The sequence below is a fragment of the Streptomyces sp. NPDC053755 genome (assembly GCF_040677675.1).
In the GTDB taxonomy this organism is placed as follows: Bacteria; Actinomycetota; Actinomycetes; order Streptomycetales; family Streptomycetaceae; genus Streptomyces.
On sequence record NZ_JBFASK010000001.1, the window covers coordinates 142,190 to 154,885 of the forward strand.

11 protein-coding genes are annotated in these 12,696 nt (G+C 73.7%); 1 reads left to right on the forward strand and 10 read right to left on the reverse strand.

Annotated features, from left to right (window positions below; all coding sequences use genetic code 11):
- Positions 1-621: 621 nt before the first annotated feature.
- The 5 genes from AB0K65_RS00615 to AB0K65_RS00635 all read right to left on the reverse strand — a co-directional run bounded on the left by AB0K65_RS00615 (position 622) and on the right by AB0K65_RS00635 (position 6,918).
- Positions 622-2,160: a methyltransferase gene (locus AB0K65_RS00615; protein ID WP_365712816.1), complete on the reverse strand. Its 1,539-nt coding sequence runs from the start codon at positions 2,158-2,160 to the stop codon at positions 622-624.
- Between the two features lie 427 nt (positions 2,161-2,587).
- Entirely contained in the window at positions 2,588-3,229 is a 642-nt protein-coding gene (locus AB0K65_RS00620; protein ID WP_365712818.1) for a small secreted protein, read from the reverse strand.
- Between the two features lie 187 nt (positions 3,230-3,416).
- Positions 3,417-5,813, reverse strand: a complete 2,397-nt coding sequence (locus AB0K65_RS00625) for a sodium-translocating pyrophosphatase (RefSeq protein ID WP_365712820.1) — start codon at positions 5,811-5,813, stop codon at positions 3,417-3,419.
- Positions 5,814-6,024: 211 nt separating this feature from the next.
- Positions 6,025-6,483, reverse strand: coding sequence for an ATP-binding protein (locus AB0K65_RS00630; RefSeq protein WP_365712822.1), 459 nt, complete (start codon positions 6,481-6,483; stop codon positions 6,025-6,027).
- Positions 6,484-6,564: 81 nt separating this feature from the next.
- Positions 6,565-6,918 (reverse strand): STAS domain-containing protein, encoded by a 354-nt coding sequence (locus AB0K65_RS00635; protein WP_137988538.1) that lies wholly within the window; start codon positions 6,916-6,918, stop codon positions 6,565-6,567.
- A 79-nt stretch (positions 6,919-6,997) separates the two neighbouring features.
- Between AB0K65_RS00635 and AB0K65_RS00640 the strand changes: the two genes are divergently transcribed.
- Complete coding sequence (locus AB0K65_RS00640) at positions 6,998-9,475, forward strand: DEAD/DEAH box helicase (RefSeq protein ID WP_365712825.1); 2,478 nt, start codon at positions 6,998-7,000, stop codon at positions 9,473-9,475.
- Here the strand turns inward: AB0K65_RS00640 and AB0K65_RS00645 are convergent.
- The 5 genes from AB0K65_RS00645 to AB0K65_RS00665 form a co-directional block, all read right to left on the reverse strand.
- The gene (locus AB0K65_RS00645; protein ID WP_365712827.1) at positions 9,417-9,812 is read right to left on the reverse strand and encodes an Rv3654c family TadE-like protein; all 396 of its coding nucleotides are present in this window, start codon (positions 9,810-9,812) and stop codon (positions 9,417-9,419) included. The two genes, AB0K65_RS00640 and AB0K65_RS00645, sit on opposite strands and share 59 nt — an antisense overlap.
- Positions 9,813-10,000: 188 nt before the next feature.
- Positions 10,001-10,444: a TadE family type IV pilus minor pilin gene (locus tag AB0K65_RS00650; RefSeq protein WP_365712829.1), complete on the reverse strand. Its 444-nt coding sequence runs from the start codon at positions 10,442-10,444 to the stop codon at positions 10,001-10,003.
- Between the two features lie 217 nt (positions 10,445-10,661).
- Positions 10,662-10,856 (reverse strand): DUF4244 domain-containing protein, encoded by a 195-nt coding sequence (locus AB0K65_RS00655; protein ID WP_365713606.1) that lies wholly within the window; start codon positions 10,854-10,856, stop codon positions 10,662-10,664.
- Between the two features lie 128 nt (positions 10,857-10,984).
- Entirely contained in the window at positions 10,985-11,788 is an 804-nt protein-coding gene (locus AB0K65_RS00660) for a type II secretion system F family protein (protein ID WP_365713608.1), read from the reverse strand.
- Positions 11,789-11,793: 5 nt separating this feature from the next.
- The gene (locus AB0K65_RS00665) at positions 11,794-12,693 is read right to left on the reverse strand and encodes a type II secretion system F family protein (RefSeq protein ID WP_365712830.1); all 900 of its coding nucleotides are present in this window, start codon (positions 12,691-12,693) and stop codon (positions 11,794-11,796) included.
- Positions 12,694-12,696: the final 3 nt, after the last annotated feature.

Consider the following 12,696-nt stretch of genomic DNA (forward strand, 5'->3'; position numbering starts at 1 on the left):
GCCCCGAACGGACGGCCCGGCGGTGACGCCCGGCCTCCGTCCGGTCGGCCGTCCGGCCGGAAAGTGCGGACGATCGGAGCGGGTGCCGAGCGCCTCCCCGGGACGGGTTCGTCACATCGCCCCGAACGGACGGCCCGGCGGTGACGCCCGGCCTCCGTCCGGTCGGCCGTCCGGAGAACCGGAGAACGTGAGCAGCGCCACGGCGGGCACCGCGGACAACCGCGGACTCGGAGGAGAGCAGCGCCGCCCCGTGTCCGACGCGCAGGGGCGCGGCGGCTCGGTCGTCAGGAGCGGCCCGGACGTCTCCGCGGACACGCGGAAGGCGGAAGCCACCGGGTCGGCGGCGCCACCGGGGTGGAACCGGTCGTCGGCGAGGCACGGCCCCGGCCCGGGGGAAGCCGAACAGGAGACCCGGTTCGACGGCCTGACCAGCGGAGTTGCCGTGTTCGAGGGCTGGGCCGTCCAGGGGGCCGGGCAGGGCCGGAGGTCGCGTAGCACGCCACGGCGAGCGGGCGGCCGGCCGGAAACGGAACCGGTCCGCGCCGGCGAGCCCCCCACCGGCCGCCGCGAGGCCCGCCGACCGGCGTCCTCAGGGCAGGCACCGCTGGATCAGCCGCCGGATCAGGCGCCCCCGCCCTCGCCGACGGGCAGCAGGAAGCCCTCCTCCACGAGGAGCCGGATCGCCTGGGGGGTGCGGTCCCGCAGCAGCACCGGGTCCTCGCCCGTCAACTGCCCGATCGCGTCCAGGATCCGGCCCGCGCTGAGCGAACCGTCGCAGACGCCCGCGAAGCCGGCCCCGACGTGGTCCACCCTGGTCGCGCGCCGCATGCCGCGGTTCTGACGCAGCACCACGTGCTCCGGGTCCTCCGCGCCCGGAAGCCCGACCTGCTCCTGCACGACCTCGGGGGCGAGGACGAAGTGCTCGGCGAGCAGGGCGGCGTCGTCCCGGGTCCGCAGATAGTCCCGGCGCTCGAAGTGGGCCCGTACGGCGTCGCCCAGCGGCTGCTCGACCGGGTGCGGCCATTCCTCCAGCACGATCGACGGCTCCACGGCGCCGGAGGCCACGGCGGCGTTCTTGCGCAGGGTGATCCAGCCGAAGCCGACGGCCTTGGTCCCGCGGGCCTCGAACTCGTCCAGCCACGCCTCGTACAGCTCGGTGTACCGCCGCGGATCCTCGCGGTGGTCGCCGCTGTCCCGCAGCCACAGCTCGGCGTACTGGGTGATGTCCTGGACCTCGCGCTGCACGATCCACGCGTCACAGCCGCGCGGCACCCAGGATCGCAGCCGGTCCTGCCACTCCTCCCCCTCGACGTGCTGCCAGTTGGCGAGGAACTGGGCGTATCCCCCGTCGTTGAGGCGCTCCCCGGCCTCCTGCACGAGCGTGCGGCACAGGTCGTCGCCGCCCATCCCGCCGTCGCGGTAGGTCAGCCGGGCGCCGGGGGAGATGACGAACGGCGGGTTGGAGACGATCAGGTCGTACGTGTCGCCGTCGACGGGCTCGAAGAGGGAGCCCTGGAGCAGTTCGGCCTCGCGCGCGCCGGAGAGGGCGAGCGTGAGCCGGGTGAAGTCGAGGGCGCGCGGGTTCAGGTCGGTCGCGGTGACCAGGGTGGCGTGCTGGGAGGCGTGCAGGGCCTGGATCCCGGAGCCGGTACCGAGGTCGAGCGCGGAGGCGACCGGCGTACGGACGGTGATTCCGGCGAGCGTCGTGGAGGCGCCGCCGACGCCGAGGACGACCCCTTCGTCCTTCCTGCCGATGCCGCCGGCGCCGCCGACCGCGCAGCCCAGGTCGGAGACGATGAACCAGTCCTCGCCCTCGGGCCCGCCGTACGGCCGTACGTCGACGGTCGCCCGGATCCCGCCGTCCGCCTCCTCGATCCAGCCGTCGGCCAGCGCCTCCTTCAGCGGCAGCGCGGCGGCGGCCCGCTCGCCGGGGACGGAGCCCTGGAGCAGGAAGAGCCGCACGAGCGTCTCCAGCGGGGAGTCGCCGCGGGTGGCGCGCAGCGCGGGCACGGTCTCGCTGCGGGCGAGGGCGGCGTAGGCGGGGGCGCCGAGGAGCTCGAGCAGCCCGTCGGCGGTGAAGTCGGCGGCGAGCAGCGCCTCGCGCAGTCGGGCGGCGTGCGCGGGCACCGGAAGGCTGGTGGTCAGGCTGGTCGTACTCACCCGCCCATTGTGACCGCCCCCACCGACAATCCTCACGCCCGGCGGCACGCGCGTGGCGCTTCCCGGTCCCTGACTCGCGGCCGACGACCGGGGGCGGGAGCCGCTCGGGACCGCCGGTCGCGGTGGCACCCGGGAGAACGGCCGGGCGCGGCACCGGACATGCGGGAGCCGATCCGGAACGGAGCCGGTACCGGCCCGGACATGAGCGAGCCGGGCCGGAACGGGGCGGGTACAGCCCCCGCGTTCCGGCCCGGCTCGACTCCGTCGGACCTCCGCGCTGCCGGACCTCCGCGCCGCCGGGCCTCCGCGCTGCCGGACCTTCGGACATCTGCGGTCCTTCGCGCTGCCGGACCTTCGAACGTCACCGGTCCTCCGCGCTCGGCTCCCCGCTCTCGCCGCTCCCCGCTCTCGCCGCTCCGCGCTCTCGCTACTCCGCGCTCTTGCTCGCGGTCGCCGACGGCTTGGCCGTCGTCGCCGCCGTGGCGGCCGGCTTCGAGGGCTTCGAGCCTGGCTTCGCGGCCGGCGTCGAGGGCTTCGCCTTCTGGCAGCCGGGCTGCTTCGCCATCGCCGTGCCCAGCTCACCGCCCTGCAGCTTCGCCAGCGCGTCCTGGTCCATCTTCTCGATCTTCTTCAGACCGTCGGCGACGCCCTGCAGCCCGTCCGCGAACTTCTGCTGGTTGTTCGGGTCGAGCGCGTCGACCTGCTTCTTCAGTCCCTCGTACGCCACCGCGGTCGCGTTGAGTTCCTTGATCGCGTCCTGCTGGACCTTCTCGCCGTTGTCGACGGGCGGCGCACCGGCCCCTTCGATGGCCTTGGCGAGCGCCCGGTCGGCGTCGGCGATGTCCTGGAACGCCTTCGAGTCGGCGGCCTGGATGTCGGCGGGCTTTCCGTCCGCCGCCGTCGAGATGATCAGCTGCTGGGCGTCGGCCCGCTTCTGGATCTGGGGCTTCGCCTGGTCGCAGACCGTCTTGGCCCAGTCGTTTACCTTGTCGCCGTCGTCGCTGCACCCGGACAGCGCGAGTACCAGTACCGCGCCGCCGGACAGTGCGGCCGCAAGCTTCTTGTTCACCGGATCGGTCCCTTCCAAGGCTCTCGGCCCCGGAACATACACGCCAAGCGGGCGACATCCACCTTTCGTGGTACCGGTTCATCCCGTATTGCAGCCTTTTGCACCAAGGGAGACACGCCTCACGTCCGCACGCCAAAAGGCGGACGGCACGTCAGGACATGCCGCCCGCCTTCTCCTTGACCAGGTATTACGGAACGAGGGGCGCGCTCGAAGGGGTGTCCGACCGGTCTCCGGCGTTGTCTTCGTCACCCATCGCCACCGAACGCCGCTTGGAGACGTAGACCGCGCCGACGATGACGGCGATCGCGAGGACCGCGATCAGCGTCCGCAGTCCGGCGCTCGCGTCGTCGCCGAAGCTGAACTGCACCACGGCCGGCGCGATCAGCAGGGCGACCAGGTTCATCACCTTCAGCAGGGGATTGATCGCAGGTCCCGCGGTGTCCTTGAACGGGTCGCCGACGGTGTCCCCGATGACGGTCGCGGCATGGGCGTCGCTGCCCTTGCCGCCGTGGTGGCCGTCCTCGACGAGTTTCTTGGCGTTGTCCCACGCCCCGCCGGAGTTGGCCAGGAAGACGGCCATCAGCGCACCCGTGCTGATGGCCCCCGCGAGGTAGGCGCCGAGGGCGCCGACGCCGAGGGAGAAGCCGACCGCGATCGGGGCCAGCACGGCGAGCAGCCCGGGCGTGGCGAGTTCGCGCAGCGCGTCCTTGGTGCAGATGTCGACGACGCGCCCGTACTCGGGCTGCTCGGAGTAGTCCATGATCCCCGGGTGTTCGCGGAACTGCCTCCGCACCTCGTAGACGACCGCTCCCGCCGACCTGGACACGGCGTTGATCGCGAGTCCGGAGAACAGGAACACGACCGCGGCACCGAGGATCAGCCCGAAGAGGTTGTTGGGCTGGGAGATGTCCATGACGAGGTTCGTCTCGGTGGCCCTGGCCCCGACCTCGGCGACCGACGTGGCGATCGCGTCCCGGTAGGAGCCGAAGAGGGCGGCGGCCGCCAGGACGGCGGTCGCGATGGCGATGCCCTTGGTGATCGCCTTGGTGGTGTTGCCGACGGCGTCGAGGTCGGTGAGGACCTGCGCGCCCGCGCCCTGGACGTCGCCGGACATCTCGGCGATGCCCTGGGCGTTGTCCGAGACCGGGCCGAAGGTGTCCATGGCGACGATCACGCCGACGGTCGTGAGCAGCCCGGTGCCGGCCAGGGCGACCGCGAAGAGCGCCAGCATGATGGAGGTGCCGCCGAGCAGGAAGGCGCCGTAGACGCCGAGCCCGATGAGCAGGGCGGTGTAGACGGCGGACTCCAGACCGATGGAGACGCCCGCGAGGACGACGGTGGCGGGGCCGGTCAGCGAGGACTTGCCGATGTCCCTGACGGGGCGCCGGGAGGTCTCGGTGAAGTAGCCGGTGAGCTGCTGGATGAGCGCGGCCAGGACGATGCCGATGGCGACGGCGACGAGCGCGAGGACCCGCGGGTCGCCTTCGTGGGCCTGGATCCCGGGCTCCGTGACGCCCTTGAGGTCGGCGTAGGAGGAGGGCAGGTAGACGAAGACGGCGACGGCGACGAGTGCGAGGGAGATCACCGCGGAGATGAAGAATCCGCGGTTGATGGCGCTCATTCCGCTGCGGTCGGCGCGCCGCGGGGCGACCGCGAAGATGCCGATCATCGCGGTTACCACGCCGATCGCCGGGACGATCAGCGGAAAGGCGAGGCCGAGGTCGCCGAAGGCCGCCTTGCCGAGGATGAGGGCGGCGACCAGCGTCACCGCGTACGACTCGAAGAGGTCGGCGGCCATGCCGGCGCAGTCTCCGACGTTGTCGCCCACGTTGTCGGCGATGGTGGCGGCGTTGCGCGGGTCGTCCTCGGGGATGCCCTGCTCGACCTTGCCGACGAGGTCGGCGCCGACGTCGGCGGCCTTGGTGAAGATGCCGCCGCCGACACGCATGAACATGGCGATGAGGGCGGCGCCCAGGCCGAAGCCCTCCAGGACCTTGGGCGCGTCGGCGGCGTAGACCAGGACGACGCAGGAGGCGCCGAGCAGGCCGAGGCCCACGGTGAACATGCCGACCACTCCGCCCGTACGGAAAGCGATCTTCATCGCCTTGTGCGAGACGGCCGTCAGATCCTTTTCCGGTTCGCCCGGCGCCGGGGTGGCCTCACGCGCGGCGGCGGCCACGCGCACATTCGCCCGTACGGCGAGCCGCATACCGATGTATCCGGTGGTCGCGGAGAAAAGCGCACCCACCAGGAAGAAGAGGGAGCGCCCGGCGCGCTGCGACCAGTCGTCGGCCGGGAGCAGCATCAGCAGGAAGAACACGACGACGGCGAAGATCGCCAGAGTGCGCAGCTGCCGCGCGAGATAGGCATTCGCGCCTTCCTGTACGGCGGCCGCGATCTTCTTCATCGCGTCGGTGCCCTCACCTGCGGAGAGCACCTGGCGGACCAGGAGCTGGGCGACGAGCAGGGCCGCGAGCGCGACGGCCGCGATGACGATCACGATCGTCCGGTTTCCGTCGGTGAGTACCGCTGCGGCGAGAGAAGTGGGGTGTCCGGCCAGTTCTGGGTTGAAGAGCCCCGCCATTCGTCCTCCTTGACGTTGCGAGCTCAAGATGTGGACGGATTGTAGGGAGCGGAACCCGATCAAAACAGGGCGCCGCAAATGGAATTCCCCATTGCCTCACTCTTCCCCACCGGAAGCAGTAATGGGGCAAAAGCATGAACACATGATCCATGATCTAGAGAAATGAAAAGAGGCCCTGCTCAGCAGGGCCTCTTTTTCGGTTCTCGCCGCTTCAGGGAAGCACGGCCGTCGCGGTCGTCGGCCAGCTCATGCGGATCACTCCGCCCTGCTCGCCGGCGCTCACCTCGACGTCGTCGACGAGCCCGCGGATGACCGCGAGGCCCATCTCGTCCTCGCCGTCCGGGTCCTCGAACTCCTCGACCGGCGCCTCCGACCGCGCGCCGGGGACACCGGCGGCGTCGGCCGCCGCCACCCCCGCGCCCGGCACCTCGTCGCCGACCTCGATGGAGAAGCTCTTCTCCTCCTCGGTCAGCACGACGCGGACGGGGGTGGTCACACCATGGCCGCGGTGCAGCCCGACCGCCCGGGAGCACGCCTCGCCGACGGCGAGTCTGACCTCGTCGAGAACCGCCTCGTCGACCCCGGCCCGGCGCGCCACCGCGGCCGCCACCAAGCGGGCCGTGCGGACGTGCTCGGGCTGGGCGCTGAAGCGGAGTTCAACGGTGGCCATGCGGTCCCCCTAGGAACGATGGACGGGCAACTCGGAGGACCGGGCCTGGCCGGCCCGGCTCTCCTCGACCTTCTTCCGACCTCAGTCGGTGGCGTTGACGGCCTCGTCGACCGTGGTGTGGATGGGGAACACCTTGGTCAGGCCGGTGATCCGGAAAATCTTGAGAATGCGCTCCTGGTTGCAGACCAGGCGCAGCGAGCCCTCATGCGCGCGCACGCGCTTCAGGCCACCCACCAGCACGCCGAGGCCGGTCGAGTCGAGGAAGTCCACGCCCTCCATGTCGACAACCAGGTGGTAGCTGCCGTCGTTCACCAACTCGACCAACTGCTCGCGCAGCTTGGGCGCGGTATACACATCAATCTCGCCACCGACCTCGACGACCGTACGGTCGCCACTCGGGCCGGACACATTGCGAGTCGACAGGGACAGGTCCACGGATCCTCCAGCACCTTGCTATCGAGCGGTCGCCCCTCGGGTCTCCCGGGCGGAGTCGGGGGACGGATCGCCAGCCGCGATGGCATTCAATCACTTACCAGCAGCCATGCACGACGCCTTGGGAGCATTGTCCGTCACGCCAGTGACACACTCGGTGCCGATGGCCAAGAATCACCGCCCCAGTGGACCCGCTGAAAGCACGGGCAGTCGCCCGTCTCCCGGCGTGGTCCTCGACCGGCTCACCCAGGGCGAGAGCCGGGCAGCGCGCATCACTCATACGGAGCACTTGCCCGCCCGGGCGGGTCGCCATGCCGTCTGGCCGCATCGCATCCGTACGGAAGTGATCAGCGCGATCCAGGCGGCCGGCATCGAGCACCCCTGGGCCCACCAGGCAGAGGCCGCCGAGCGGGCCCTGGACGGCGAATCCGTGGTGATCGCCACCGGCACGGCGTCGGGCAAGTCCCTGGCCTACCTCACCCCGGTCCTCTCCGCCCTCCTGGACGGCTCCGAGGCCGCGAACGGGCGCGGCACCACCGCCCTCTACCTCGCCCCCACCAAGGCCCTCGCAGCCGACCAGCGGCGCGCCGTACGAGAGCTGGCCGCCCCGCTCGGCAACCGGATCCGGCCTGCCGTCTACGACGGCGACACGCCGGTCGAGGAACGCGAGTGGGTCCGCCAGTACGCGAACTACGTCCTGACCAACCCCGACATGCTGCACCGGGGCATACTTCCCGGCCACCCCAGGTGGTCCTCCTTCCTGCGCTCCCTGCGCTACGTCGTGATCGACGAGTGCCACACCTACCGGGGCGTCTTCGGCTCCCACGTCGCCCAGGTGCTGCGCCGGCTGCGCCGCGTCTGCGCCCGCTACGGCGCGGACCCCGTCTTCCTCCTCGCCTCCGCGACCTCCGCCGAGCCCGCCGTGGCGGCCGGACGGCTGACCGGACTGCCGGTCTCGGAGGTCTCCGACGACGCCTCCCCGCGCGGCGAGCTGGTCTTCGCCCTCTGGGAGCCCCCGCTGACGGAGCTCCACGGCGAACAGGGCGCCCCGGTGCGCCGCACGGCCACCGCCGAGACGGCGGACCTGCTGACCGACCTGGCCGTGCAGGGCGTCCGCTCCGTCGCCTTCGTCCGCTCCCGGCGCGGCGCGGAGCTGATCTCCGTCATCGCCCAGGAACGCCTCGCCGAGGTCGACCGCTCCCTGGCCCGCCGGGTGGCCGCCTACCGGGGCGGCTACCTGCCCGAGGAGCGCCGTGCCCTGGAACGCGCCCTGCACTCCGGGGAGCTCCTCGGCCTGGCCGCCACGACCGCCCTGGAGCTCGGCGTGGACGTCTCCGGCCTCGACGCCGTCCTGATCGCCGGCTACCCCGGCACCCGCGCCTCCCTGTGGCAGCAGGCGGGCCGGGCCGGGCGCTCCGGGGAAGGCGCCCTGGCGATCCTTGTCGCCCGCGACGACCCGCTGGACACCTTCCTGGTCCACCACCCCGAGGCGCTCTTCCGGCAGCCGGTCGAGTCGACCGTCCTGGACCCCGACAACCCCTACGTGCTCGCCCCCCATCTGTGCGCGGCCGCCGCGGAGCTTCCGCTGACCGACTCCGACCTGGCGCTCTTCGGTCCGGCCGCCCCCGACCTGCTGCCCCAGCTGGAGGCCGCCGGGCTGCTGCGCCGGCGTACCGGCGGCTGGTACTGGACCCGCAGGGAGCGGGCCGCCGATCTGACCGACATCCGCGGCGGCGGCGGCAGCCCGGTGCAGATCGTGGAGGCCGCCACCGGCCGCCTCCTCGGCACGGTCGACGAGGCCGCCTCCCACACCGCCGTCCACGACGGCGCCGTCCACCTCCACCAGGGCCGCACCTACCTGGTGAAGCACCTGGACCTGAAGGACTCGGTGGCGCTGGTCGAGGAGGCCTCCCCGCCGTACTCGACGACCGCCCGCGACACCACCGCCATCTCCGTCCTGGAGACCGACACCGAGATCCCCTGGGGCGCGGGCCGGCTCTGCTTCGGCTCCGTCGAAGTCACCAACCAGGTCGTCTCCTTCCTGCGCCGCCGTCTGATCACCGGCGAGGTGCTCGGCGAGACCAAGCTCGACCTGCCGCCCCGCACCCTGCGCACCCGGGCCGTGTGGTGGACGGTCACCGAGGACCAGCTCGACGCCGCCCGGATCAACCCGGAGATCCTCGGCGGCGCCCTGCACGCCGCGGAGCACGCCTCGATCGGCATGCTGCCGCTCTTCGCCACCTGCGACCGCTGGGACATCGGCGGGGTCTCGGTCCCGCTGCACCCCGACACCCTGCTGCCGACCGTCTTCGTGTACGACGGCCATCCGGGTGGCGCGGGCTTCGCCGAGCGGGCCTTCCACACCGCTCGGGAGTGGCTGACGGCCACCCGCGAGGCGATCGCCTCCTGCGAGTGCGAGGCCGGCTGCCCGTCCTGCATCCAGTCCCCCAAGTGCGGCAACGGCAACGACCCGCTCCACAAGCGCGGTGCCGTCCGGCTCCTCACGGAACTGCTCCGGGAAGCCCCGGCAGCGCCTCCGGGGGCCCCGCCCGCGCCCTGACCGACGGGGCGTACGGCCCCAGCCGCGCCGACGCCGTCACGTCGGCGACGTCGCCCCGCACCGAGCAGCGCAGGATCTCGGCCCCCTGGGCGGCCGCCACCCGGGCCGCGGCGGCGCAGGCTGCCTCCTCGCCCCACAGCGCCCGGTCGGCAGCGGCGAGGGCTGCCAGATCCGCGGCCCCGCCCGCCCGGTGCCGCGCCGCCACCGCCTGGCCCAGGGCCAGCACGGCCCCGAACACGACGCACAGGACACAGGCCGCGAACGCGGTCCACACGGTCGCCACCCCCCGATCGCCCCCGGCGGGGCCACACCGCCCGCACCCCGGGCCCCTCGCCATGCGAGCCGCCCATACGCGGCCGGCGCCGGAGGCCCCCCGGCCGAGCACGAGGTCCCGCACCCCGCGGGCCACCGACCACCGGCCGGCATGCACCGGACCCCGCCGCCCTTCGACGAGGCCCCTCATCGCGCGGGCCACCGACCACCGGCCGGCATGCACCGGACCCCGCCGCCCTTCCACGAGGCCCCTCACGACGCACCCCGCACCGGTGTGTCTCTCCCCGGGGCCATAGGCCGTGCCGTCCTGCCGGTGGTGTCCCCGGTGGTGTCCGGGAAGGCGTCCTGGAGCGTGTCCTCGGCGAGCGCCGCGGCTTCGGCGTGCAGCGTGAGGCCCATCCCGCCCGGCCCGGGGGCCGGCGCCCGCACGGTCACCCGCCACAGCTCCCCGGAGCGCGCCACGGCCACCGTGGCGCCTTCCGGGGCCGCTGCCCGGGCGGCGGTCTCGGCCACCGCCACCGGCTCGGAGCGGGCTACGGCCCGTGCCCCGGCCCTCGCCGCGTCCACGCACTGGATCTGCGCCGCGGCCGCGGCGAGCGCCCAGACCAGAGCCACGGTGAAGGCCACCAAGGCGGGCAGGGCCATCGCCGCCTCCACCGTCACCGACCCCCGGTCCTGGCACTCGTCACGGTCCAAGCCGCGGTCCCGGTCACGGTCACGCGAGAGGCACCCGCCCCCGCGCCGGTCACGGTCACGCGAGAGGCACCCGCCCCCGCACCGGTCCCGGTCACGCAAGAGGCACCCGCCCCCGCGCCGCTCCTCCCGGCCCTTCCCGGGCCTCTGGTCCTCCAGGGACTTCCGCCCCTGCGGCCAGTCCCCGCCCAGGAACTCCCGGTGCTTCACGGAGCCCCGGTCAGAACGGCGCATCGAGCGCCTTCCCGACCACCGACTCCAGCGCCGCCGAGACCGATCCGCTGGTCACGATCTTGTACAGCACGGCGGCGAAGGCCGCCGCCGCGATCGTCCCCATCGCGTACTCGGACGTGGTCATCCCCGCGTCCGAACGGGCGGCCTTCCGGGCCCGCCACCAGGTCCGAAGGGCCGTCATGCCCGGCCCGCTCTCGCCGTTCCTCGTGTTCTTCATGCCAACCCCCGTGGGTGTGTGTAGTGGGATGTGTTCGTTGTTCTGCGATGCGTTGGCTGTTCTTCGTGTGCGGCGGAGGCACGCGTCGCCCCTCAGCTCCGCAGCAGCCCGGTCGCGAGGCCGACCACGACCGGGGCCACGCCCACCGCCAGGAAGGCGGGCAGGAAGCAGAGGCCCACGGGCGCGGTGATCAGGACCTGGGCCCGCTGCGCCCGCGTCGCCGCCCGTCGGGCGTGTTCGGCCCGCAGTCCGGCCGCCTGCCTCGCGATCGCCTCGGCGGCGGGCGCGCCGGAGGAACCGGCCCGTTCCAGGCAGCGGGCCAGTCCTCCCGCCCCGGGTATCGCGCCGAACCTCCGCCACACCTCGGCCGGTTCACCACCCAGCCGCAGTTCGGCGGCCGTCCGTGCCAGCCGCTCGCCCACCGGCCCGCCCAGCGAGCGTCCGACGGCCTCCGCCGCCTCCCCCGGCCCCGCACCGGCCGAGGCGCAGGCCGCCAGCAGATCCGCGGCGAGCGGAAGTTGCCGCACCACCTCCTCGGCCTCGTCCGCGGTGGCCGCGCGACGGGCCGACCACCTTCGCGCCCCGTAGGCCGCCCCGAGCGCCACCAGGCAGCCGACGCCGCCGCCGAACAACGCGTATCCGAGGCCGGCGGCAGCGAGCGGTGCGGCCCACGTCCGCGACCAGGTCGGAAGGCCCGTCCTTCGCGGCCGTCCGGTGGCGAACCCGGCCCCCAGGAGCGCAGCGAGCCGCTTCCGCGTCCGCCGTCCGCGCCGCCGCTCGGCGAGGGCCGTACCCGACCCGACGAGCGCCCCGGCCACCAGGAGCGCCGCCCCCAGCCTGTGGACGAACCCTCCGAACTCCCCCGCGACCAGTACTCCCGCCCACGGCCCCGCCATGTCCGTCACCCCTCCTCACCACCCCGGACGATCCGCCCGGCCCAGCAGAGGCCGGCCGTCTCCAGGGCCGCGCCCGCGGCCAGGCAGCCCCAGCCCACCGGTGTGTGCAGCAGCACGTGCAGCGGTCGGGCGCCCAGTGCCGTGCCGAGCGCGATGCCGACGAGCGGCAGGACCGCGAGGACGGCCACCGTCGCCCAGGCGCCCGCCAGCTGTGCCCTCATCCGCTCCCGCTGGTCCCGGCGCTCCCGCAACGCGGACTCCAGCCGGTCGAGCCCGGCGGCCAGGCCCGCCCCGCCGTCCACGGCCACCTGCCAGCAGGCCGCCATCCCGGCCAGGCCGTCCGCGCCGTCCTGTCGGGCCGCCTCGCGCAGGGCCGCGGGCACGTCCCCGCCGAACCGGGCCGCCGCGAGGAGCGCGGCCTCCTCACGCGGGCCCAGCGCCCCGGCCGCCCCTGTCTCGCCGAGCGCCGAGACGAGCGCCTGGGCCGGCTGCCGACCGGCCCTCAGCTCACCGGCTACCGCGCCGCACAGGGCCACCGCCCCGTCGGACCGCTCCTCCCGCCGTCCGCGCAGCGCCGCCGCGCGCAGTCTTCGCCCGACCAGCGGCACCGCGACGGCCCCCGCCGCCAGCGGCAGCGGTGATTCCCCGAGGAGCGCGACGACCGCCGCCGCCGGCAGACAGAGCCACTCGCGCCGCTCACGCAGCAGGCCCCACCAGCGTGGACCTACGCTCCGCCACGCCCCCGTGCCGCCGCCCGGAGCCGCCTCCCGATGGCCGGCGCCCTCGCTCCCCGACGCCCCGATGCCGGCGAGCACCGCGATCACCCGGCGCCGCCCCCGCTCGCGTTCGTGCAGCCGCCACAGCACGACCACCGCGCACAGGGCGGCCGCCACCTGGGCCGGCACCCC

Coding starts and splice junctions, on each gene's coding strand:
- AB0K65_RS00630 (WP_365712822.1), bottom strand. CDS start 6,483: ATGGCCACCGTTGAACTCCGCTTCAGCGCCCAGCCCGAGCACGTCCGC.
- AB0K65_RS00640 (WP_365712825.1), top strand. CDS start 6,998: ATGGCATTCAATCACTTACCAGCAGCCATGCACGACGCCTTGGGAGCA.
- AB0K65_RS00625 (WP_365712820.1), bottom strand. CDS start 5,813: ATGGCGGGGCTCTTCAACCCAGAACTGGCCGGACACCCCACTTCTCTC.
- AB0K65_RS00655 (WP_365713606.1), bottom strand. CDS start 10,856: ATGACGGCCCTTCGGACCTGGTGGCGGGCCCGGAAGGCCGCCCGTTCG.
- AB0K65_RS00660 (WP_365713608.1), bottom strand. CDS start 11,788: ATGGCGGGGCCGTGGGCGGGAGTACTGGTCGCGGGGGAGTTCGGAGGG.
- AB0K65_RS00645 (WP_365712827.1), bottom strand. CDS start 9,812: ATGGCGAGGGGCCCGGGGTGCGGGCGGTGTGGCCCCGCCGGGGGCGAT.